The organism is Hylemonella sp. GW821-FHT12C09 (assembly GCF_058807395.1).
This window is the reverse complement of sequence record NZ_JBXAQQ010000006.1, coordinates 19,080-39,588: the sequence shown is the minus strand read 5'-3', so window position 1 is coordinate 39,588 and position 20,509 is coordinate 19,080. Positions and strand designations below refer to the sequence as shown.

At 66.3% G+C, this 20,509-nt stretch carries 18 protein-coding genes; 9 read left to right on the top strand and 9 right to left on the bottom strand.

Annotation, left to right across the window (positions count from 1 at the left end; genetic code table 11):
- Window position 1: 1 nt before the first annotated feature.
- On the bottom strand, window positions 2-490 hold the full coding sequence (gene moaC, locus AC1RRP_RS11205; protein ID WP_493036154.1) for a cyclic pyranopterin monophosphate synthase MoaC: 489 nt from the start codon (window positions 488-490) through the stop codon (window positions 2-4).
- A 51-nt stretch (window positions 491-541) separates the two neighbouring features.
- On the opposite strand from moaC, the gene tfpZ reads away from it, so the two are divergent.
- Complete coding sequence (gene tfpZ, locus AC1RRP_RS11200) at window positions 542-1,315, top strand: TfpX/TfpZ family type IV pilin accessory protein (RefSeq protein ID WP_493036152.1); 774 nt, start codon at window positions 542-544, stop codon at window positions 1,313-1,315.
- Between the two features lie 29 nt (window positions 1,316-1,344).
- On the top strand, window positions 1,345-2,844 hold the full coding sequence (locus AC1RRP_RS11195; RefSeq protein WP_493036150.1) for a M48 family metalloprotease: 1,500 nt from the start codon (window positions 1,345-1,347) through the stop codon (window positions 2,842-2,844).
- Here the strand turns inward: AC1RRP_RS11195 and AC1RRP_RS11190 are convergent.
- The 4 genes from AC1RRP_RS11190 to AC1RRP_RS11175 are packed head-to-tail and all read right to left on the bottom strand — an operon-like array spanning window position 2,812 to window position 4,707.
- Entirely contained in the window at window positions 2,812-3,165 is a 354-nt protein-coding gene (locus AC1RRP_RS11190; RefSeq protein WP_493036148.1) for a phage holin family protein, read from the bottom strand. The genes AC1RRP_RS11195 and AC1RRP_RS11190 overlap by 33 nt on opposite strands.
- A gap of 43 nt (window positions 3,166-3,208) precedes the next feature.
- Window positions 3,209-3,667, bottom strand: coding sequence for a hypothetical protein (locus AC1RRP_RS11185; RefSeq protein ID WP_493036146.1), 459 nt, complete (start codon window positions 3,665-3,667; stop codon window positions 3,209-3,211).
- Window positions 3,668-3,715: 48 nt separating this feature from the next.
- Window positions 3,716-4,411 carry a TerC family protein gene (locus AC1RRP_RS11180; RefSeq protein WP_493036144.1) on the bottom strand — a complete coding sequence of 232 codons (696 nt, stop codon included), beginning with the start codon at window positions 4,409-4,411 and terminating at the stop codon, window positions 3,716-3,718.
- A gap of 23 nt (window positions 4,412-4,434) precedes the next feature.
- Window positions 4,435-4,707, bottom strand: coding sequence for a hypothetical protein (locus AC1RRP_RS11175; RefSeq protein ID WP_493036142.1), 273 nt, complete (start codon window positions 4,705-4,707; stop codon window positions 4,435-4,437).
- A gap of 88 nt (window positions 4,708-4,795) precedes the next feature.
- On the opposite strand from AC1RRP_RS11175, the gene AC1RRP_RS11170 reads away from it, so the two are divergent.
- Window positions 4,796-5,227, top strand: coding sequence for a DUF3717 domain-containing protein (locus tag AC1RRP_RS11170; protein WP_493036140.1), 432 nt, complete (start codon window positions 4,796-4,798; stop codon window positions 5,225-5,227).
- Window positions 5,228-5,240: 13 nt separating this feature from the next.
- Here AC1RRP_RS11170 and AC1RRP_RS11165 read toward each other — a convergent pair whose 3' ends face one another.
- On the bottom strand, window positions 5,241-5,801 hold the full coding sequence (locus tag AC1RRP_RS11165; RefSeq protein WP_493036138.1) for a YaeQ family protein: 561 nt from the start codon (window positions 5,799-5,801) through the stop codon (window positions 5,241-5,243).
- The gene (gene purB, locus AC1RRP_RS11160; RefSeq protein WP_493036136.1) at window positions 5,801-7,180 is read right to left on the bottom strand and encodes an adenylosuccinate lyase; all 1,380 of its coding nucleotides are present in this window, start codon (window positions 7,178-7,180) and stop codon (window positions 5,801-5,803) included. Before purB ends, AC1RRP_RS11165 begins: the two co-directional genes overlap by 1 nt.
- 95 nt (window positions 7,181-7,275) lie before the next feature.
- Here purB and AC1RRP_RS11155 point away from each other — a divergent pair, with 95 nt between their 5' ends.
- Window positions 7,276-7,890, top strand: a complete 615-nt coding sequence (locus AC1RRP_RS11155) for a glutathione S-transferase C-terminal domain-containing protein (RefSeq protein ID WP_493036134.1) — start codon at window positions 7,276-7,278, stop codon at window positions 7,888-7,890.
- A 102-nt stretch (window positions 7,891-7,992) separates the two neighbouring features.
- On the top strand, window positions 7,993-8,850 hold the full coding sequence (locus AC1RRP_RS11150; RefSeq protein WP_493036132.1) for a ferritin family protein: 858 nt from the start codon (window positions 7,993-7,995) through the stop codon (window positions 8,848-8,850).
- Here the strand turns inward: AC1RRP_RS11150 and AC1RRP_RS11145 are convergent.
- A complete protein-coding gene (locus AC1RRP_RS11145; protein ID WP_493036130.1) occupies window positions 8,836-10,077 on the bottom strand; it encodes an HD-GYP domain-containing protein in 1,242 nt (413 codons plus the stop codon). The two genes, AC1RRP_RS11150 and AC1RRP_RS11145, sit on opposite strands and share 15 nt — an antisense overlap.
- A 125-nt stretch (window positions 10,078-10,202) precedes the next feature.
- Between AC1RRP_RS11145 and rfaE2 the strand changes: the two genes are divergently transcribed.
- Entirely contained in the window at window positions 10,203-10,709 is a 507-nt protein-coding gene (gene rfaE2 / locus AC1RRP_RS11140) for a D-glycero-beta-D-manno-heptose 1-phosphate adenylyltransferase (protein WP_493036128.1), read from the top strand.
- Between the two features lie 9 nt (window positions 10,710-10,718).
- Here rfaE2 and glnE read toward each other — a convergent pair whose 3' ends face one another.
- On the bottom strand, window positions 10,719-13,490 hold the full coding sequence (gene glnE, locus AC1RRP_RS11135; RefSeq protein ID WP_493036126.1) for a bifunctional [glutamate--ammonia ligase]-adenylyl-L-tyrosine phosphorylase/[glutamate--ammonia-ligase] adenylyltransferase: 2,772 nt from the start codon (window positions 13,488-13,490) through the stop codon (window positions 10,719-10,721).
- Window positions 13,491-13,518: 28 nt separating this feature from the next.
- Here glnE and AC1RRP_RS11130 point away from each other — a divergent pair, with 28 nt between their 5' ends.
- From AC1RRP_RS11130 to AC1RRP_RS11120, 3 genes are read left to right on the top strand one after another with little or no spacing between them, the layout of a single operon-like run.
- The gene (locus tag AC1RRP_RS11130) at window positions 13,519-17,670 is read left to right on the top strand and encodes a YhdP family protein (RefSeq protein ID WP_493036124.1); all 4,152 of its coding nucleotides are present in this window, start codon (window positions 13,519-13,521) and stop codon (window positions 17,668-17,670) included.
- Window positions 17,667-18,497: a carbon-nitrogen hydrolase family protein gene (locus tag AC1RRP_RS11125; protein ID WP_493036122.1), complete on the top strand. Its 831-nt coding sequence runs from the start codon at window positions 17,667-17,669 to the stop codon at window positions 18,495-18,497. The genes AC1RRP_RS11130 and AC1RRP_RS11125 overlap by 4 nt, the downstream gene beginning before the upstream one ends.
- A complete protein-coding gene (locus tag AC1RRP_RS11120) occupies window positions 18,494-20,494 on the top strand; it encodes a two-component system sensor histidine kinase NtrB (RefSeq protein WP_493036120.1) in 2,001 nt (666 codons plus the stop codon). Before AC1RRP_RS11125 ends, AC1RRP_RS11120 begins: the two co-directional genes overlap by 4 nt.
- The last annotated feature ends 15 nt before the right edge of the window (window positions 20,495-20,509 follow it).

The window sequence follows — 20,509 nt, the reverse complement described above, 5'->3', positions numbered from 1 at the left end:
TTCAGGAAGCCAGATACCTGCCGGACTTTCCGCCATGCTTTTCCAGAAGATGGACACCGGTCATGGTCATGCCACGGTCAACCGCCTTGCACATGTCATAGATCGTCAGCAGCGCGACCTGCACGGCCGTCAGGGCTTCCATTTCAACCCCGGTCGGTCCTACGGTTTCCACGGTGGCCGTACAGACCACGTGGGCCGGTGTGTCAGCGCCAGCGGGGTGTAGCGAGAAATCGAGGGCGACACGCGTGAGTGCCAAGGGGTGACACAAGGGAATCAGATCGCTGGTCTTCTTGGTAGCCTGGATGCCCGCAATGCGGGCGATCCCCAGCACATCCCCCTTTTTGGCGGTGCCGGACTCGATAATTGCCAGGGTGGCCGGTAACATCTCGATCCTGCCGGTGGCCACCGCGATGCGGTGGGTGCTGGCCTTGGCGGCCACATCCACCATATGGGCCTGGCCTTGGGCATCAAAATGGGTCAGAGAACTCATGGAAAATCCCGGGTTTACGAAACCTCTACACAACTCAAGCATCATACGGCCATGACGCAGACGAGAGCATTCCACTGGCAAGACCGACTCAAAGCCAGCGTTATCCACCTGGGCCTCAGCCTGATCATTGCGACCCTGGCGGCATTGCTGGTGTTCGGGCTCTGGTATCCCTACCCCTACCGCGATACCTCGGGGGGGCGCGAGCTGTTCCTGATCGTGATCATGGTTGACGTCATTCTGGGTCCCCTGATCACCTTGACTGTCTTCAACCGCAGCAAGCCCCGCAGCGAACTGGTGCGGGATCTGACCGTGGTGGGTTTGATCCAGCTGGCGGCGCTGGGTTACGGTTTGTGGACGGTTTTCGTGGCCCGACCGGTGCATCTGGTGTTCGAATACGACCGCTTTCGCGTGGTGCATGCCATCGAGGTGCCCGAGGAGCTGTTGGGCCAGGCGCCGGGAGATGTGCGCGGGATGCCACTGACCGGGCCCACCATTCTGGCGCTGCGGCCCTTTCGCGATGTCAACGAAGAGACCACGGCCACCCTGATGGCCTTGCAGGGCCTACCGCTGAGCGCGCGCCCCGATCTCTGGCAGGCCTATCCGCAGGCGCGTGTACGCATCCTGGCAGCTGCCAAACCCGTGACTGAGCTGAGTGCACGCTTTCCGCAGCAGGCAGCGGCGATCCATGCGGGCGTGGCGCAAACGGGCAAGAGTGCGGGGGAACTGGTGTATCTGCCCATGGTGGCCCGCAAGTCCTTCTGGACTGTGCTGCTCGATGCGCAGAGCGCCGACTTGCGCGGTTTTGTAGCGCTGGATTCGTTTTGAAAAGAGCCCCGATTTTCCGTCCCCGTACCGTGCGGAAGTTTCTGGTCGGGCTGCTGGTGCTCCTCCAAGGCCTGGCACCGGTCGCAGCGCAGACCTCCTTGCCCGCACTTGGCGACGGGGTGGAGATGAGCAGCAGCGCCGAACGCCGACTGGGCGACCGGATCGCCCGGGAACTCTACCGTGACCCCGATTACCTGGACGATGCCATCCTGGGCGAATACGTCCAGGGTATCTGGCAACGCCTGATGGACGGGGCGCGCCAGCGCGGTGAGTTGCAGCCGGAACTGGAGGAGCGTTTTGCCTGGGATGTCGTCCTGGGGCGGGACCGCAGCGTCAACGCCTTTGCATTGCCTGGTGGCTATATGGGGGTGCATCTGGGCCTGATCGCCGTGGTGAGCAGCGAAGATGAACTGGCCTCAGTGCTGGCGCACGAACTCAGCCACGTGACGCAACGCCACATCGTGCGCATCATCAGCCGCCAGAGCAATCAGGCGCCCTGGCTGCTTGGCGCCATGATCCTGGGCGCGCTTGCCGCGGCCAGCAATCCCGGTGCGGCTGGCGCCATGATCGTGGGCGGACAGGCGGCCGCCGTGCAGGGGCAGCTCAATTTTTCACGTGACATGGAGCGCGAAGCCGATCGCGTGGGTTATGGCGTCATGACGCAGGCCGGCTTCGATGCCCGGGGCTTCGTCGGCATGTTCGAAAAACTGCAGCAAGCCAACCGTTTCAACGACACGGGAGCCTTTCCCTACTTGCGCAGCCACCCGCTGACCACGGAGCGCATTGCCGACATGCAGGCACGACAGCAGCTCCAGACGCATGCCACCGCACTTCAACTCACGATGACACATGCCATGCTGCCGGCGCGAGCGCGCATGTTGGCAAATCCGGAGGTCGACAGCCTGCGCGCTGCGCTGCTGCGGGCGCAGGGCGAAACCGCGGCGATGTCGCCGGCTGAGCAGGCCGGCGTGCTTTATGCGGCGGCTCTGGGTGCGTTGGGCCTGCGCGAATTTGAGCAGGCACTGCGTTTGCAGGAGCGTTTGCAGGGCACGGTGCGCGATGATGCGCGCGCGGCCTACCAGGCACGCCTGCTGGGTGCCGAGATCGCTCTGGCAGCCGGGGATCCGCGTCGCGCGAGCACTTTCCTGGCAGGGGCTGCGCCCGGTGCCGGCGGTGCCATGACCCGACCCCTGCTGTTCCTGCGGGCCCGCGCCCGGACGCAGAGCGGGCAGCCGAGCGAAGCGGCCGAGCCGCTTCAGGTCTGGCTGGCCAGCCGGCCACGGGATGCCCAAGCCTGGCAGCTGTTGTCGCAGGCCTATGCTGCCCAGGGCCAGACCTTGCGGGCCGTGCGGGCCGAGGCCGAGGTGCATGCTGCCCGCCTGGACTATGCCGCAGCCCGCGACCGCCTGCGCGCGGCGCAAGAGCTGGCACGACAGGGCCCCAACGTGGATCACGTCGAGGCGTCGATCATCGACACACGTAGCCGGCAGATCGATCTACTTTTGCGGGAACAGGCGCTCGAGCGCTGAGTCGATCACGAGGCTGAACATCGAGTACAGCAGCGAACCCAGCAGGGCGGCTGCGAAGTCGCGCACCTGAAAATCGTCCAGCACAATCGCCGCAGCCCAGAACAGCAGCGCATTGATGACAAAGAGAAACAGGCCGAGCGTGATCAGCGTGACAGGAAGTGTCAGCAGGACGAGGATGGGTCTCAGGAAGATGTTGAACAAGCCGATGACGAAGGCCGCCAGCAGCGCGGCGGTGAAGCTTTGGAGTTCGACGCCACTGTAAAGATGCGCGACCGCCAGCAAGGCGGTCGCGCTCAGTAGCCACTTGATCAGGAGTTTCATGGCGGGCAAGCATAGCACCCGCGCATGAAGTCCTTCGCTGGTGCTATTCGCTGGCCAGAACCAGGAAAGCGCCCATGCCGGCTACCGCCCCTGGGACGGCCCAACGTGCCTCCTGGGTGGCGGGCTGGTCCGGTGTGACCGGCGCCATATCCTGGCCAAACTTCGGGCGGCGTGCGTCGAGGACGCGCGCGGTGCCATGCTTTTCCAGCAGCTCGCGGGTCATTTCGACCAAGGGGCCGCGCGACAGAACCGGCGTGACCTTGTGGCCCTGTGCCTGCAGATCCGGCGTGATCTGGGAGAACAGCTTTTCCGCCCATTTGTTGCGCCAGTTTTCGCGCGCCGTGTGATTGACCCACTTGCTGATATGACGGGTCATCCGCGGCGGGCAGGCGACCACGATCCAGTGAGTCGCCTGCTGTTGACCAGGCAACTTGCCTTCCATCGGCACCAGCTGATGCTGTGCGTACTCGACATCGTCCACATACACAATGATTTTGTCCATGATCTACTCCTTGTTGATTAAGGGACGGGGGGAACAGGGTTGTCGGACTCAGGCCGCCTGGCCAGAGTGATGACTTTGGTTCTGGCGGCGCGCATTCCACCAGCCGGCAGCGAGTACGCCTACGACAGCGAACGTGTAAGCGGCCCAGCGCGCGGCAGTGTGCGGGTCAAACACCTCATCAAGCAGCGGCTCGTTGACAATCATCTTGGCGGCCGTGAAGGCCAGCACGGCAGCGCCGAGCTGGATGATGATGGGGAAGCGCTGCACGAGCTTGAGCACGACAGAGCTGCCGAACACGACGATCGGCACGCTGATGAGCAGGCCCAGCACCACGAGATCGAAGGCGCCATGGGCGGCACCGGCGACGCCGAGCACGTTGTCCACGCCCATCAGGGCATCAGCGACCACGATGGTCTTCATGGCCCCCCAGAAGGTCTGGGCGCCCACGCCATGCTGCTCGCCACCTTCCTGGTCGGCCAGCAGCTTGTAGGCGATCCAGACCAGACCGAGCCCACCGACGAGCATCAACCCCGGGACCTTGAGCAGCCAGACCACCCCGATGGTCATGACAGAGCGCACGACGATGGCGCCGACGGTGCCCCAGACGATGGCTTTCCTTTGCAAATCTGGAGGCAGGCTGCGGGCGGCCAGCGCGATCACGATCGCGTTGTCGCCTGCGAGGACGAGGTCGATGAGGATGATGGCCAGCAGCGCCGACCACCACGCGGCGGATAAAAACTCCATGACTAAGCTCCGAGTTGTTTCGATCAACAACCTGGAACAGGCGACGTCAACGGAGTCTTAGGGCCGAGAAGGACCAAGACGCACTTCGACGAAACCTGAAACAGGCTCCAATCGAAGGTCTTGCTCGGCATGGTGTCATGCAGATTTTTGCCCAACAAGCCGGAAGTCATGCTTCGTAATGACGACTTGCTGATATCTGTTGCAACGATGGTCTTTTTGACCACCTCCCTGTGCCGCAACAAATGGGAGCTACTCCCCTTCGTGGCGCTGATTGAAACACGGATGGCATCAACCATGCAAGATGTATGGTTTTGAGGCGGGTCAGCAAAACAACGAACATGAGGCCGGCCAGGCGCTATGATCCGGCTCCCCTGAGAAGCAACCATGGCAGGCATCCACATCACCGATATCGAAGCGGCCATCAACTACTGGCGCGACCGTGAACCCTCGCCCGATGGCATCACGCTGGCGAGGCCGGTACGCGCCCTGGCCGAGGTCTACGCCCTGATGGTCTTTTATCGGGAGCAGGAAGCCGACGAGTTCAGCATGCCGGCGCCGGCGCTGCAGGCCTGGATGAGCTGGTACGAGAGCACGCCTGATACGCCCTGCATTGCGATCTGTTCCACCAGCCAGGGGGATCCCGAATGCAAGGGCTGCGGCCGGACCTTCGACGAAGTGCAGCTGTGGACCGAGATGCGACCGGCACAAAAGCGGCAGACCTGGCGCCGCATCTCGCTGCATGGCGGCGCCTGGCGTTTCAACCGGTATGCCGAACGGGCGGCCGAGGGCCAGGTGGAGACGCCGGTGGAAGCCTGAGGCCTCGTACAGCTTATTTCCAGCGCTGTGCCTCGATGGTCACCTGATGCCGGCTGTTGCCCAGCATCAACGCGCCTTCCTGGATCGTGGCCTGCAGTTGCATGCTGCGCTCGGCCATCGCGGCCAGGGCCTGGGACGCTTCGGTCGGCACGCGCCAGACCTGCAGCTTGTCCAGCCGCGTGAGCTTGTTCTCGATTCCGCGCCACCAGACCTCTGCGGCGTGGGCAAAACAATAGACCACCACGGCATCCGATTTGCTGCAGGCCTTGGCCAGGGGCTTGTCCTCGGGCTGGCCGACCTCGATCCACAGGCGCGTCTGGCCGGTGTAGTCGCGCAACCAGACATCGGGTTCGTCGGGATCCGACAGGCCGGCGCCAAAGGCGAGCGTGCCGTCGCCCCCGCATACTGTCTGCAACCGGTGGGCCTGCAGGGCCAGCGCGACCAGCCGCACCATCATGCGCTCGTCGGTTTCGCTTGGATGTCGGGCCAGCGTCAGCGCATGGTCGGCGTAATAGCCGTGGTCGATGTCCGCAATCTGCAGACTGGCCTTGAAGACCGTGGATTTGATGGCCATCAGACCCGGCGTGCCAGTTCGGCTGCCTTGCCGGTGTAGCTGCCCGGCGTCATGGCCAGCAGGCGCTGCTTGTCGGCGTCAGGTATCTCCAGGCTGCGGATCAGCTTGTGCAGGTCTTCGGGTGTGACCGTCTGGCCACGCGTGACCTCCTTGAGCTTCTCGTAGGCGCCTTGCACGCCGTAGCGGCGCATCACGGTCTGGATCGGCTCAGCCAGCACTTCCCAGGAGGCGTCCAGGTCGGCGGCGAGCGCCTCGCTGTTGAGTTCGAGTTTGCCCAGGCCGGCCGACAGGGATTGGTAGGCCAGCACGGCGTAGCCGACGGCCACGCCCATATTGCGCAGCACGGTGGAATCGGTCAGGTCCCGCTGCCAGCGGCTGATCGGCAGCTTCTCGCTCAGATGGCGCAGCAGGGCGTTGGCCAGGCCCAGATTGCCTTCGGCGTTCTCGAAGTCGATGGGGTTGACCTTGTGCGGCATGGTCGAAGACCCGATCTCGCCGGCCTTGAGGCGTTGCTTGAAGTAGCCCAGCGAAACATAACCCCAAATGTCGCGCGAGAAGTCGATGAGGATGGTGTTGGCCCGCGCGAGGGCATCGTACAACTCAGCCATGTAGTCGTGCGGCTCAATCTGGATGCTGTAGGGCTGGAAGCTCAGGCCCAGGCCCAGGGGTTCAGGCGTTTCCACCACTTTTCGCGCAAACGCTTCCCAGTCGAAATCAGGCCAGGCGGCCAGGTGCGCGTTGTAGTTGCCGACGGCGCCGTTCATCTTGCCCAGGATCTTCACGGCGGCAATACGCTCGCAGGCGGCCTGCAGGCGCACCACGACATTGGCGATTTCCTTGCCGACGGTCGTGGGGCTGGCGGTTTGGCCGTGGGTGCGGCTGAGCATGGGCACCTCGGCATAAGCCTGGGCCATGTCGCGCAGCTTGAGCAGCAACTTGTCCAGCGCCGGCAGCACCACGGTGTCGCGTGCGCTACGCAACTGCAGGGCGTGGCTGGTGTTGTTGATATCTTCGCTGGTGCAGGCAAAGTGCACGAACTCGCTGGACTTTTCCAGTTCGGGCCGGGCTTCGAAGCGCGACTTGATCCAGTATTCGACCGCCTTGACGTCGTGGTTGGTGGTTTTCTCGATGTCCTTGATGGCGTGACCATCGGCCTCGGAGAAATTCTTCACCAGGTTGAGCAGGTAGGTGCGCGCGCCGGGCGACAGTGGCGGGAATTCCTTGAAACCGGCGTCGCTCAGGGCGATGAACCAGGCCACTTCGACCTGGACGCGGCGGTGCATGTAGCCTTGTTCGCTCATCAGCGGGCGCAAGGTGGCGAGCTTGGCGGCATAGCGCCCGTCCAGCGGGGACAGCGCTGAAATCGTGGAGAAAGTCATGCCCGGATTGTAGTTTGACGGCCGCGCGGGGCCCAGGAAAAGCACAGGGCGGGCCTGAATCGCTAGAATCCGCCCCCTGGACTACGAAAAGACCCATGAAACTGATCGGTTCCCATACCAGCCCCTACGTGCGCAAGGTGCGCGTCGTGATGGCCGAGAAAAAACTGGAATACGCCTTCGTGCTGGAGGATGTGTGGTCGGAGCAGACCCGCATCGTGGACGCCAACCCGCTGGGCAAGATCCCCTGCCTGATCATGGAGGGCGGCGAAGCCCTGTTTGATTCGCGCGTGATTGTCGAGTACCTGGACACCCTGTCGCCGGTGGGCAAGCTGATCCCGCCGGTCGGCCGCGAACGCGCCGAGGTCAAGACCTGGGAGGCCCTGGCCGACGGTGTCATGGACGCCGCCCTGCTGGCACGCATGGAGGCCGTGTGGCCCCAGCGGACCGACGCCCAGCGCAGCCCGGCCTGGATCGACCGCCAGCTCGGCAAGATCAATGCGAGCCTGGAGGCCATGAGCCGTGGCCTGGGCGACAAACCCTTCTGCGCCGGTACCCATTTCAGCCTGGCCGACGTGGCCGTGGGCTCCGCCCTGGGCTACCTCGATTTCCGTTTTCCCCAGATCGGCTGGCGCGATGCGCACCCCAGTCTGGTGCGCCTGCAGGACAAGCTGATGCAGCGCCACAGCTTTGCCGACACCTTGCCGCACTGAGGTAGGGCAGCACCGATTCCCCCGGGCGGCGTGCGGAAACGCCGACCTGTCAGGCGTTTGTCATCGCGTCGACCTAGAATCCTTGCACCGTGAAGGAACGCCATGCTTTACCCTGAACTGTTCAAGCAGCTTGAAGCCGTGCGCTGGGACATGGAGAAGGACATCCCGTGGGACGCCTTTGACGCCGCCCAGCTCAGCGATGAGCAGGCCCAGACCATCAAGATGAACGCCATCACCGAGTGGGCTGCCCTGCCGGCCACCGAGATGTTCTTGCGCGACAACCGCGACGACAGCGATTTTTCCGCCTTCATGTCGATCTGGTTCTTCGAGGAGCAGAAGCACTCGCTGGTGCTGATGGAATACCTGCGCCGTTTCCGCCCCGAGCTGGTACCCACCGAGCAGGAGCTGCACGACATCCGTTTCGAGTTCGATCCCGCCCCGGCGCTGGAGACGCTGATGCTGCATTTCTGCGGCGAGATCCGCCTCAACCACTGGTACCGCCGCGCGGCCGAGTGGCACACCGAGCCGGTGATCAAGCACATCTATGCCACGCTCAGCCAGGACGAGGCCCGCCATGGGGGCGCCTATCTGCGCTACATGAAGCGCGCCATCGGGCGCTTTGGTGCCGAGGCCAAGACCGCCTTTGCGAAGGTCGGTGTGCTCATGGCCAGTGCCCGGCGCACGGCCCAGGCCCTGCACCCGACCAATCTGCATGTGAGCAAGGCCCTGTTCCCGAACGACACCATCCAGAGCCGCCTGCCGGATCCTGCATGGCTGGAGCACTGGCTGGACAAGCAGATCAATTTCGACGCCGCCTGGGAGAGCAAGGTGGTCGAACGCATCCTGCACAACCTCAGCCTGCTGTTCGGGCGCAGCTTCCAGTCGGTGCAGGAACTCAACCGTTTCCGCAAGGAGCAGATGGCGTCGCTGGCACCGGTACCGGCTTCAGGCGCGGTCTGAGCCGCCTGCGGTGGTCAGCGCCAGCATGCGCTGGAGGTTGAGCTGGACCTTGACCTCGCGGTGCGGCACGCTGGCCACGATGCGGTAGTCGCGCAGGGACGTGTCGCGTATCACCGGCTCGGCCACCGGCATGCCTTCGCGGTTGATCAGTACCGCCACCCGGGGCGTGGTGGTGTTCGCACCGCGCCGGATCACGGCGGCCACCTCATCGGTGTTGAGCCGCACGAAGGAGCCCGGCGAATAGATGCCGACCGCCTTGATCAGGGCGGCGCCGGCTTCGTCCACCTGCCGGTTTTCGTCGAAATAGCTGGCCTGCATGGCCGCTGCCGGTGCGGTGGGCGTGCGCGAAGCGCGTGGCGCCAGCCGTGCGCCGAACATGTCGGCGCGCTGGATCAGGCGGGCCATGCGCTGACCCTCGGTCTTGGCGGACAGCGGCCCGGGGGGCACGCTGTGGTGATGGCGCACGGCCTCCAGCCAGACCGCATCGTCGACCCCGATCTTCTGCAGCAGGGCTACCGAGCGCAGGGCGTGCTGGTCGATCTGCTGACGCTGCTCCAAGGTGGGCGGTGTCAACTGCTGGGCCAGCTTGTCCTGCAGGTCGGTCATGCCGAGGTTCATGGTCAGCGCTGCCAGGCACATGACCTGCTCTTTCTCCGCCGGCCAGTTGAGCACCTCGCGCGCCGCCAGGCCGCACATCACACTGACCAGCATGGCATGGGTGGCGCTGTACATCCTGATCTCGCTGGCCGAGAGGTGGAACAGGGCGAACAAGGCGCCGTCCGGATTGCCGATCGAGTGCTGGCGCAATTGTTTTTGCAGGCGCACCAGGCGCTGCAGGAATTGCGGCGAGCCGCAGTCGCGCAGGATGCTGTTGGCCTGCACCTGGTAGTCCAGCCAGTCAGGCGGGCCGTCGGACAGGTCCGGCTCATTGCGGCTGGCATCAACTTCGGCACGCGACACCTGGACGCCGGCAATCTGCCCCAGGGTCTTTTCCTTGCGCACCAGGTCGTGCAGCATGCCCACGTAGGCACGGTGGTGGGCCTCGGAGTCAGCGACATCGATGTAGAGCGTGACGCCGCGGCCCACGAGCGACTGCAACTCGCTGCGCGACGCGATCACATAGCCCTTGTTGGCCAGCAGTGTTCCTTCGGCATCCATCAGCGGAAAAGGCAGAGGCTCACCGATCCGAAGCGAATCCAGGCTGACCGAGACGAGTTTGTTGGACATGGGCTGAACAATTATGCCCGTGCAGGTCTGGTGAAGGGACTGGATTGAGGGGTAATTTGCCACCGTTTCCAAGGATTGCAGCAGGTTGGCGCAGCCGTTGGGGCCCGGCTGCTAGGATGCGGGCCATGACGCAAGCCTCCGCCCCGTTTCCGCTGCCGGCCTTTCTCGGCAAGCTCTGTGCGCGTGCCGAACTCGGCATCCGGCTGGCGGCCCTGCCCCGGCCGCTGGTCTTCACCAACGGCGTCTTCGACGTCATGCACCGGGGACACGCCATCTATCTGGCGCAGGCCCGGGCCCTGGGGGCCAGCCTGGTCGTGGCCCTCAACACCGACGCGTCCGCGCGCCGCCTGGGCAAGGGGCCGGAGCGGCCCCTGAACAATGAGCAGGACCGCGCCGCGATGATGGCGGCCCTGGGTGCGGTCGATCTGGTGACCTGGTTCGACGAGGATACGCCGCAGGCGCTGATCGCAGAAATTCGTCCCGACATCCTGGTCAAGGGCGGCGATTACGACATGCGCAAGCTGCCTGAGACGGCCCTGGTCGAATCCTGGGGGGGGCGAGCCCTGGCGCTGCCTTTTGTCGACGGCTATTCCACCACCCTACTGGTGCGCAAGATCCGCAGCACGCCCTGAGCCGGGCGTTCAGGAGCGGTCGAACACGGCCTTCCACAGCGCCAGCACCGCCGCGCGTTCGCCGGTCATGGCCTCGGTCGGGACCTGGGTGGGCTCTTCGTTGAGGCGCGCGCGGTGCTGAACGCGCCGCAGTTCGCGATAGGCGTCGGCGGCTGCGCTGCCGACCCCGGTGGGCAGCAGGCCAGCCGCTTCGGCGGCGCGCAGCAGGGCGATATTGCCGACATTGGCGACCAGCTCGGGGTGGCCCGCCGACTGTGACAGCACCAGATACTGCACAGCGAACTCGGCATCGACCATCCCCCCCGGGCTGTGCTTGACGTCAAATTGCTCCCCGTGCACCGGGTGCGCCTGGCGCACCTTCTCGCGCATGGCGACGATTTCCAGGCGCAAGGCCTGCGCGTCACGCGGCGCGGCGATCACGGCCTGGCGCACGGTGTCGAAACGCTGCTGCAGTGCGGCGCTGCCCAACACGAAGCGCGCGCGCGTCATGGCCTGATGCTCCCAGGTCCAGGCGGTATTGCTGCCGCGCTGCTGCTGGTAATTGGCGTAGGCCTCGAAAGTGGTGATCAGCAGGCCCGAGTTGCCGTTCGGACGCAGTGCGGTATCGATCTCGTAGAGGTCGCCTTCACCGGTCTTGACGGTCAGCCAGTTGATCAGCTTGCGCACCAGCAGGGCGTAGACCTCGGGCGCATCTTCATGCTCGTCCTCATAGACAAAGACGATGTCCAGGTCGCTGCCGTAACCCAGCTCCTTGCCGCCCAGCTTGCCATAGCCGATGATGGCGAACTGCGGTTCCTCGCGGTGTTTCTTCTTCAGGCGCGCCCAGCACCAGCGGGTGGTGATGCGCAACATGGCATCGGCCAGGGCGGAGAGGTCGTCCGCCACCTGCTCCACCGTCAGCGCGCTCTCGACGTCGCGCGCCAGGGTGCGAAACACCTCGGCGTGGTGGGCACGGCGCAGCAGGTTGAGCAGCGACTCCTCGTCGTCATCGCCAGAAGCCTGCAGGGCTTTCTGGCGGGCATCGAGTTCGGCTTCGAAGGCGTTCGGGTCGAAGCGCTCGTCCATCATGGTGCGGCTGGCCAGCTCGTCGATCACGCCAGGATGCTGGAGCAGGTAACGCGCCGGCCAGCGCGCTGCACCGAGCAGACGCAGCAGGCGCTCGTGCACCGCAGGTCGCTCCAGCAGCATGGCCAGGTAGCTTTCGCGGCGCAGCAGCGGCTCCATCCAGTCCACCAGGCGACTGGCGGCGACGTCGCTGGCGCGGCCCTCACGCAGCCACTCGGCCGTGCGCGCCACCAGCCGGATGAGGCGGGCGCGGGATTCCTCGCGCAAGGCGAGCACGCGCGGATGCGTGCGCCAGGCGCTGACCCGTTCGCGGAACAGCGGCGGCAACTGTTCGATCAGGCTGTCGAAGTCCGGCGAGGCGGTACCCGTGCTTCCGTTCTTGCCATTGCCGTTGTTGCAGCCCTTGCATTCCTTCTGGCCGGAGCCGCCGAGCAGGATGTCGAATTCCTGGGCGACGACCTCGCGGTGGGCGTCGAGCTGGGTCAGGAAGCGGCAGGCATCGGGGTAGCCCATGCTGCGTGCGATCCAGTCCAGATCTTCATCGCGGGTGGGCAGCACATGGGTCTGCTGGTCGTCCAGGTACTGGATACGGTGCTCGACCCGGCGCAGAAACTCGTAGGCCTGGGCCAACGCTTCGGCCGTGGCCGCCGGCATCAGACCGGCCTTGACCAGGCGTTGCAGGGCGTCGAGCGTGGGGCGCGTGCGCAGTTCGGGGAACTGGCCGCCGCGCACCACTTGCAAGAGCTGCACGGTGAACTCGATCTCGCGAATGCCGCCGCGTGAGAGCTTGACGTCGTTGCTGCGCTCCGGGTGGCCGGCGCTGCGTCTGGCGGCGTGTTCGCGGATCTGCCGGTGCAGCACGCGCAGCGAGTCGAAGACGTTGTAGTCCAGATAACGACGGAAGACGAAGGGGACGACGAGGTTGCGCAACTGCATGACCGAGCCGTCCTGCAGCTGGCGCCGAGGCGCCACTGTGCGGCTCTTGAGCCAGGCAAAACGCTCCCACTCGCGGCCTTGCACCTGGAAATATTCCTCCAAGGCACCCAGCGACACGGCGGGCGGACCTGAGTTGCCGTTGGGCCGCAGCGCCAGGTCGACGCGGAACACAAAGCCGTGCTCCGTCGTGTCGCCCAGCAGGTTGTAGATGGCGCGCACCGCCTTGGCGAAGTATTCGTGGTTGGAGATGCGGTTGCGGCCCTCGGCGTTGCCGGCGGTCTCGCCGTCCTGGTCGTAGATATAGATCAGGTCGATGTCGCTGGAGACGTTGAGTTCGCGCGCGCCGAGCTTGCCCATGCCCAGGACCCAGAACAGGGCACGCTTGCCCGCCGGGGTCAGCGGTATGCCGTGGCTCTCGTCCAGAGTCTGCATGACCTCGGTGCAGGCGATGTCAAGCGCGAACTCGGCCAGTTCGGTCATGCTGGCGGTGACGTCGCGCAGCGGGGCCTGCTGTTCGCAGTCGAGCACGGCCAGGCGTTCCATGACCAGTTGACGCAGCACGCGCAGGGCGGCGGCGCTATCGTGTCCGTTGCTGCGCAGGTGGGCATAAAGCTGCTGCATGGCCTGCGGGTCAGGGCGGCCCGGGGGCAGTTGCGCCAGCAGCGTGGCATAGCGGCGCCGTATGCGCTGGACAAAACGGGAGTGGTCGGCACAGACCTGGGACATTGCCGGCGCGGTGGTCGCGTCCGCCACCGGGCCGCATGCATCGTTGCGGGTCATAATTCCTGTCGAGTTCTCGATCTGCAAAATGGTTACCCTGCCGCGCCGCCCATCCCTGTCGCTCAAAGTCCTGACGATTTCGACGCGTGCGCTGCTGTGGCTGGTTGTCTTGGCCTGGCTGGTATTGGGCGCCGCCTGGGCGGCGCTGCATCTGGTCATTGTGCCGCGAATCGGCGAGCTGCGCCCGGAAATGGAAACCCGGGCCAGCCAGGCCCTGGGCGTTCCGGTACGTATCGGCGCCATCGTGGCGCATTCCGACAGCCTGTTTCCCTCCTTTGAGCTGAGCAACGTGCAGTTGCTCGATCGCGAGGGGCGCGTGGCATTGCAGCTGCCGCGCGTGACGGCCACGCTTTCGCCGCGTTCACTCTGGAACCTCGGGTTCGAGCAATTGGCCATCGAGGGGCCCGAGCTGGACGTGCGGCGCGCCGCCGATGGTCGCATCTTTGTCGCAGGCATCGAGATCCCGCAGCAGCAGGACGGCGACGGCCTTGCGGCCGACTGGGTGTTCTCGCAGACCGAATGGATCATCCGCGGCGGTCGTGTGCAGTGGCGCGACGAACTTCGCGGTGCGCCGCTGTTGCAGCTGCAGGGGGTCGACCTGCGCATGCACAACGGAGCGCGCCTGCATGAACTTCGGCTGGATGCCACCCCACCGCCTGAACTGGGGGGGCGCTTCAGCTTGCGCGGGCGCTTTCGCCAGCCCCTGCTTTTCACCCGGGCTGGCGAGTGGCAGCGCTGGCAGGGCCAGTTCTATGCCGTGTTCGAGCGGGTCGACATCGATCAGCTGCGTCGCCATGTGCCGCTGCAACTGGAGGTGGCCGGCGGCAGTGGTGCCGTGCGCACCTGGATCGACGTGGACGCAGGCCGCGTTAGCGGCGTCACGGCGGACGTGGCGCTGTCGCAGCTCGGTCTCAAGCTGGGCCCCGGGCTGCCGCCGCTGGACTTGGCACGCCTCACCGGCCGGCTGGGCGGTAGCCGGCTGGAGAACGGCTTCGAGGCCTACACCCAGGGTCTGAAGTTCGATACGGTCGACGGCCTGCACTGGCCAGGGGGCGATGTGCGCGTCAGCCACCACGGCGGCGATACGCCGAATGCGGCGGGCGGTGAAATCCGGGCCACCCGGCTGGACCTGGCGACCCTGGCCCAGCTGGCCCAGCGCCTGCCGCTGGAGCGGCGCATGCACGAGATGCTGCTCCTCTATGGCCCCAAGGGCCTGATCGAGCAGCTGCAGGCCCGCTGGCAGGGGCCGTGGGAGGCGCCCACGCGCTTCGATGCGCGCGGCCGCCTGCAGAAACTCGAGGTGGCGGCGCGGCCACACCTGGACCCGCGGCTGCCTGATACGGAACCCGCCTCTTCCATCGGCTCGCCCGGTGTACGCGGCTTGAACGTCGACTTCGAACTGACGCAGGACGGCGGGCGAGCCAGTGTGGTCGTGCAGCAGGGGCATCTGGAGTTGCCGGGGGTGTTCGAGCAGCCGCGCATCGCGCTGGACCAGCTGGCCGCCGAGCTGCAGTGGAAATTGCAGGGAGCGCAGACCAGCCTGCAGATCAGCAATGCGCGTTTTGCCAGTGCCGATGCCCAGGGCGAGTTCCAGCTCAAGTGGCATACCGGTGCCGCGGCCGACACCCGTCTGCCTGGGGTGCTGGAGCTGCAAGGCAGCATGAGCCGGGCCGATCTCGCTTCCCTGCACCGGTATCTGCCGCAGGCCATCAATCCCGGCGTGCGCGATTACCTGCGCCAGGCCCTGCCGCAGGGCCGGGCCGGCGGGGCGCGGTTCCAGGTCAAGGGGGATCTGCGCGATTTCCCCTTCAGCCAGCCCGGGCAGGGTGAGTTCCGTATCACCGCCAGCGTGTTCGACACACGCTTCGTCTATGTGCCGACCAGTCTGCAGCCTGTGCAGCAGCTGCCTTGGCCGGCCCTGACGGACCTGCGCGGTGAACTGCTGATCGACCATGCCAGCCTGCAGCTGCGCAACATCAACGCCCGGGTCCAGGGTGCGCCACAGCTGCGCATCAGCCAGGGCGAAGCCCGCATTCCGGACATGGGACATGACGCGCGGGTGGTGACCAGTCTGCAGCTGGCCGGGCCGCTTGACGACGCGCTGCGCAGCCTGATCAGCGGTTCACCGCTCGATGCGATGCTGGGTGGCCTGCTGGGGCAGGCGCGGGCCGCCGGGAATGCCGACGTGCAACTCAAGCTGGATCTGCCGCTGCTGCACCTGGAGCGTTCCACCGTGCAGGGGCAGATCAAGCTGGCTGGCAACGAACTGCAGCTCGCGCCCGAGTTGCCGCGCCTGACACGGGCGCGCGGCCTGCTGCATTTCAGCGAGCGCGGTTTTGCCCTGGCCGGTGTGCAGGCGCGGCTGCTGGGCGGTGACGTGCGCGCCGAGGGGGGCACCATGGGGCTGCCGGGGACCCCCGCCGATGCCCCGGCTCGCCTGCGTGTGCAGGGCACGCTGACGGCCCAGGGCTTGCGGCAGGAAACGCAGCTCGGCGTCGTGGCCCGCCTGGCACAGCAGATGAGCGGCAGCACCACTTACACGGCCGAACTCGGTCTGCGCCAGGGCGTGCCTGAGTTCCAGCTCAACTCCACTTTGCAGGGCCTGGCCTTGAATTTGCCGGCGCCGCTGACCAAGCCGGCCGAGGCGGCCCTGCCCCTGCGCCTGCAGGCCGCCTTGATGGGGGTCGATGCGGGAGACGCCGCGCAAGGCGCGCGACGGGATCTGTTGCGCTTCGATCTCGGGCGTCTGGTCGCGCTGCGGTATGAACGCGAACATGTCCGGGGCACGACGCAGGTCTTGCGCGGCACCCTGGGTATCGGTCTGGCGACGGGTGAGAGCCTGCCCATGCCCGATGCCGGTGTGGTGGCCAGCGTCCAGTTCGATGAGCTGGACCTCGACGCCTGGCGCAAGGCGGCTGCGGCACCCGTCACCGCTGGCGCCGTGCCGGCGGCCCCTCCTGGCGGCCCGCCCGTGCCAGCCGCGCTGAGGGACTATTTGCCCACCAGCCTCATGGTGCAGGGCGCGACCCTGCGGGCGGGAGGTCAGAAGTTCGGCCAGCTGGTGGCGGGGGGCACGCGCGAAGGCCAGACCTGGCGTGTCAACCTAGACGCGCGTGAACTTAGCGGTTATCTGGAATATCGCATGCCCACCAACGTCGGGGCTGGCAGCGTCTATGCGCGGCTGGCGCGCCTGGTGCTGGCGCAGGAGAATGCCAGCGGTGTGGAGCACCTGCTGGACGAGCAGCCGGTGAGCATTCCGGCGCTCGACGTGGTGATCAACAGTCTGGAGCTGCGCGGCAAGAACCTGGGCCGGGTAGAGGTCGAGGCCGTCAACCGCGGCCTGGCGCGGCGCGATGCGGGCGCGCGTGAATGGCGCCTGAGCAAGCTCAATATCAGCATGCCGGAGGCCGAGTTCGCAGCCAGCGGCAACTGGGCCGTTTACCAGGAGGCCGGCGAGCCTCTAGGCCGGGTGGCTGTGCCGCGCGCAGGGGCCGGCGCCGCGCGCAACGAGCGGCGCCGGACCACCATGAATTTCCGGCTCGAGATCAGCGATGCCGGCGGCCTGCTCAGCCGTCTGGGCATGCCTGGCCTGATTCGCGCGGGCAAGGGCCGCATGGAGGGCCAGGCCAGCTGGATCGGTTCGCCCATGGGCCTGGACTATCCGAGCCTGGGCGGCAGCTTCAATGTCAATGTCGAGACCGGCCAGTTTCTCAAGGCGGACCCCGGCATTGCCAAGCTCATGGGTGTGCTCAGCCTGCAGTCCCTGCCGCGGCGCCTGACGCTCGATTTCCGTGACGTGTTCACCGAAGGTTTTGCCTTTGATTTCGTGCGCGGCGATGTCCAGGTCGAGCAGGGGATTGCCAAGACCAACAATCTGCAGATGAAGGGCGTCAATGCCGCGGTGCTCATGGACGGCCAGGCCGACCTGGCGCGCGAGACGCAGGACCTGCGCGTCGTGGTGGTGCCCGAGATCAACGCCGGTACCGCTTCGCTGATCGCCACCTGGATCAACCCTGCGGTTGGTCTGGGCACCTTCCTCGCCCAGGTCTTGCTGCGCGGGCCGATGATCGCCGCGACCACGCAGGAGTTCCGCATCACCGGCAGCTGGAGCGACCCGCAGATGAGCAAGGTGGAAACCCCGGCACCAGCGGCCAGCAACCCGACGGGCAACACGCCATGAAGATCGCGGCCATCCAGATGGTTTCAGGTGTCGACCGCGACGCCAACCTGTTGCGCGCACGCGCCCTGCTCGAAGACGCGGCGCGACAGGGCGCCGAGCTGGCCGTGCTGCCCGAATACTTCTGCGTGCTGGGACGCCAGGACAGCGACAAGCTGGCCTTGCGCGAAACCCTGGGTCAGGGGCCGATCCAGGACTTCCTGGCGCGAGCTGCGCGCGAACTGGGCCTGTGGGTCGTCGGCGGCACCCTGCCGCTGGATGGCGGGGCGCCGGCGGGCGACGGCTCCGCGCGCGCCTACAACAGCACGCTGGTTTATGCGCCTGCTGGAGAACGGGTGGCGCATTACGACAAGATCCACCTGTTCCGTTTCGACAACGGGCGCGAACGGTACGACGAGGCGCGCACCTTGCACCCCGGGCGAACGCCGGTCACCTTCGAGCTGCCTTCGCGCGACGGTCACCGCTGGCGGGTGGGCCTGAGTGTCTGCTACGACCTGCGCTTCCCCGAACTCTACCGGGCGCATGCCCGGGCCGGCGCCGAACTGCTGCTGGTGCCCAGCGCCTTCACGCACACCACCGGCCAGGCGCACTGGGAGCTGCTGCTGCGTGCACGCGCCATCGAAAACCTGGCCTTCGTCGCGGCTGCGGCGCAAGGCGGTCTGCATGAGAACGGGCGACGCACCTGGGGGCACTCCATGCTGGTCGATCCCTGGGGGCGGGTATTGGGCGTGCAGCCGCAGGGCGAGGGCGTAGTGCTCGCCGAGTTCGATGCGGCATTGCAGCAGCAGTGCCGTCAGCAACTGCCGGCGTTGGAGCATCGCGTCCTTTGAACACCTTGGCCCTTCCCCTGCTGTCCAAGCGCTGGCGTGCCAGCTGGCGCCGCCGTGTGCTGTGGTCGGCGCTGGCGGCGCTGGTGGTGGCCCTGCTGGTCACGCTGGTGTGGCTGGCTGGTCGATATGAGGCCAGCCAGGTGCAGAGCCGGCTGGAGCGCGATGCCGCTGATGCGGTGGGCGATATCCGTTCGCGCCTGACGCGTAATCTGCAGAGCCTGCAGGCCCTGCAGTTCGGCGATCCCAAGCCGGGGGCGTGGACCGGCGAGGCCACGGCCTTGCTGCGCGAGCGACGCGAGTTGCTGCGCATCGAATGGCGTGACAGCCAGTTCGGCATCCTGGCGCAGGCCGGCACGCCCTACCGCCCGCCGGTGTTCGAGCGACTGGGTCGCGACAGCGTGCAGTCCGAGGTGACACAGGTCTGCAATGCCGCGCGCCGCATCAGCGGGCCGGCCTATTCCACCAGCTATTTCGTGCCCCTGACCGACGGCCTGGGCATCGAGGTCATGGAGATGTGCCTGCCGCTGGCCAGCGCCGGGGTGGTCATGGGTTACCTGGTGGCCACCTATTCCTTGCAGGACCTGCTGGACGATCTGGCGCGCCAGCTCACGCGCAGCCAGGAGGTTGCCTTCACCGAAGGCGACGGCACCCGCCTGGCCATGCGCGGCACGGCGCGCCGCACCAGCCGCGTGTTTTCAGCCCAGCACCTGCTGGACCTGCCCGGCACGACCCTGGTGCTGCGCATGGACAGCTGGCGTGGCGCGCCCGATCTCTTCCCCAATGTGCTGACGGCCCTGGTCACGGCCATGTCGATCGCCCTGGTTTCCATCCTGCTGCTGCTGGGCAAGGACATGCGCCGTCGGCTCAAGGCCGAGAACGACCTGGCCGACGCGCTGGCCTTTCGCAAGGCCATGGAGGACTCGCTGGTCACCGGGCTGCGCGCCCGCGACCTGGAGGGGCGCATCACCTACGTCAACCCTGCCTTCTGCCAGATGGTGGGCTTCAGCGCCGAGGAGTTGATGGGGCAAAGTGCCAATGCGCCCTATTGGCCTCCCGAGCTGGCGGACGAGTACAAGAAGCGCCAGGAGATCCGCTTGGCCGGCAATGTGCCGCCGCGCGAAGGCTTCGAGTCGGTCTTCATGCACAAGGACGGCACGCGTTTTCCCGTGCTCATCATCGAGGCGCCGCTGATCAATGCCCATGGTGTGCAGACCGGCTGGATGAGTGCCTTCCTCGACATCCGCGAGCAGCGCCGCATCGAGGAGTTGTCGCGCGCCAGCCAGGATCGCCTGCAGGCCACGGCCCGCCTCGCCATGGTGGGCGAGATGGCGTCGCTGCTCAGCCACGAGCTCAACCAGCCGCTGGCGGCCATCTCCAGTTACGCCACGGGCACGCGCAACCTGCTGCAGCAGGGTGTGCACACCCTGGCCGACGTCGAACTGGCCATGCACCGCATTGCCGAGCAGGCCGAGCGGGCCGGCAAGGTCATCAAGAGCGTTCACGATTTCGTGCGCCGGCGCGACCAGGCGCGTGAGGTCGTCGCGCCCCAGGCCCTGTTCGACGCCATCCTGCCCCTGGTCAACCTGCAGGCGCGCAAGCTGGGCGTTCAGGTGCAACTGCGTCTGGACCCCGGTCTGCCGCAGGTGCTGTGCGACCGCACCATGGTCGAGCAGGTGCTGCTCAACCTGGCGCGCAACGGCATGCAGGCCATGGACCGGCCCGAGATCCGCCGGCGTGTGTTGCAACTGGGTGTGCAACGCGTCGCGGCCGACCCGCGCTGGATCGAGTTTTCGGTCACCGACGTCGGGCCGGGTATCGCGCCCGAAGTCGCGCAGCAGCTGTTCACGCCCTTTTTCACCACCAAGGCCGAAGGCATGGGGCTGGGCCTGAGCCTGTGCCGTACCGTGATCGAGCAGCACGGCGGCACACTCGCGTTCGGGCCGAACGCGCCGCAGGGCACCGTATTCACCTTCACCCTGCCGGCGAACAGGCCCTAGTACTAGGCTTCACTG

Bases quoted from the DNA above. Each gene is read 5' to 3' on its own strand.
- AC1RRP_RS11155 (WP_493036134.1), top strand. From the start codon at position 7,276: ATGAAACTGATCGGTTCCCATACCAGCCCCTACGTGCGCAAGGTGCGC.
- AC1RRP_RS11165 (WP_493036138.1), bottom strand. From the start codon at position 5,801: ATGGCCATCAAATCCACGGTCTTCAAGGCCAGTCTGCAGATTGCGGAC.
- moaC (WP_493036154.1), bottom strand. From the start codon at position 490: ATGAGTTCTCTGACCCATTTTGATGCCCAAGGCCAGGCCCATATGGTG.
- tfpZ (WP_493036152.1), top strand. From the start codon at position 542: ATGACGCAGACGAGAGCATTCCACTGGCAAGACCGACTCAAAGCCAGC.
- AC1RRP_RS11185 (WP_493036146.1), bottom strand. From the start codon at position 3,667: ATGGACAAAATCATTGTGTATGTGGACGATGTCGAGTACGCACAGCAT.
- AC1RRP_RS11130 (WP_493036124.1), top strand. From the start codon at position 13,519: ATGGTTACCCTGCCGCGCCGCCCATCCCTGTCGCTCAAAGTCCTGACG.
- AC1RRP_RS11190 (WP_493036148.1), bottom strand. From the start codon at position 3,165: ATGAAACTCCTGATCAAGTGGCTACTGAGCGCGACCGCCTTGCTGGCG.
- AC1RRP_RS11150 (WP_493036132.1), top strand. From the start codon at position 7,993: ATGCTTTACCCTGAACTGTTCAAGCAGCTTGAAGCCGTGCGCTGGGAC.
- AC1RRP_RS11175 (WP_493036142.1), bottom strand. From the start codon at position 4,707: ATGGTTGATGCCATCCGTGTTTCAATCAGCGCCACGAAGGGGAGTAGC.
- rfaE2 (WP_493036128.1), top strand. From the start codon at position 10,203: ATGACGCAAGCCTCCGCCCCGTTTCCGCTGCCGGCCTTTCTCGGCAAG.
- glnE (WP_493036126.1), bottom strand. From the start codon at position 13,490: ATGACCCGCAACGATGCATGCGGCCCGGTGGCGGACGCGACCACCGCG.
- AC1RRP_RS11180 (WP_493036144.1), bottom strand. From the start codon at position 4,411: ATGGAGTTTTTATCCGCCGCGTGGTGGTCGGCGCTGCTGGCCATCATC.
- AC1RRP_RS11145 (WP_493036130.1), bottom strand. From the start codon at position 10,077: ATGTCCAACAAACTCGTCTCGGTCAGCCTGGATTCGCTTCGGATCGGT.
- AC1RRP_RS11170 (WP_493036140.1), top strand. From the start codon at position 4,796: ATGGCAGGCATCCACATCACCGATATCGAAGCGGCCATCAACTACTGG.
- AC1RRP_RS11125 (WP_493036122.1), top strand. From the start codon at position 17,667: ATGAAGATCGCGGCCATCCAGATGGTTTCAGGTGTCGACCGCGACGCC.
- purB (WP_493036136.1), bottom strand. From the start codon at position 7,180: ATGACTTTCTCCACGATTTCAGCGCTGTCCCCGCTGGACGGGCGCTAT.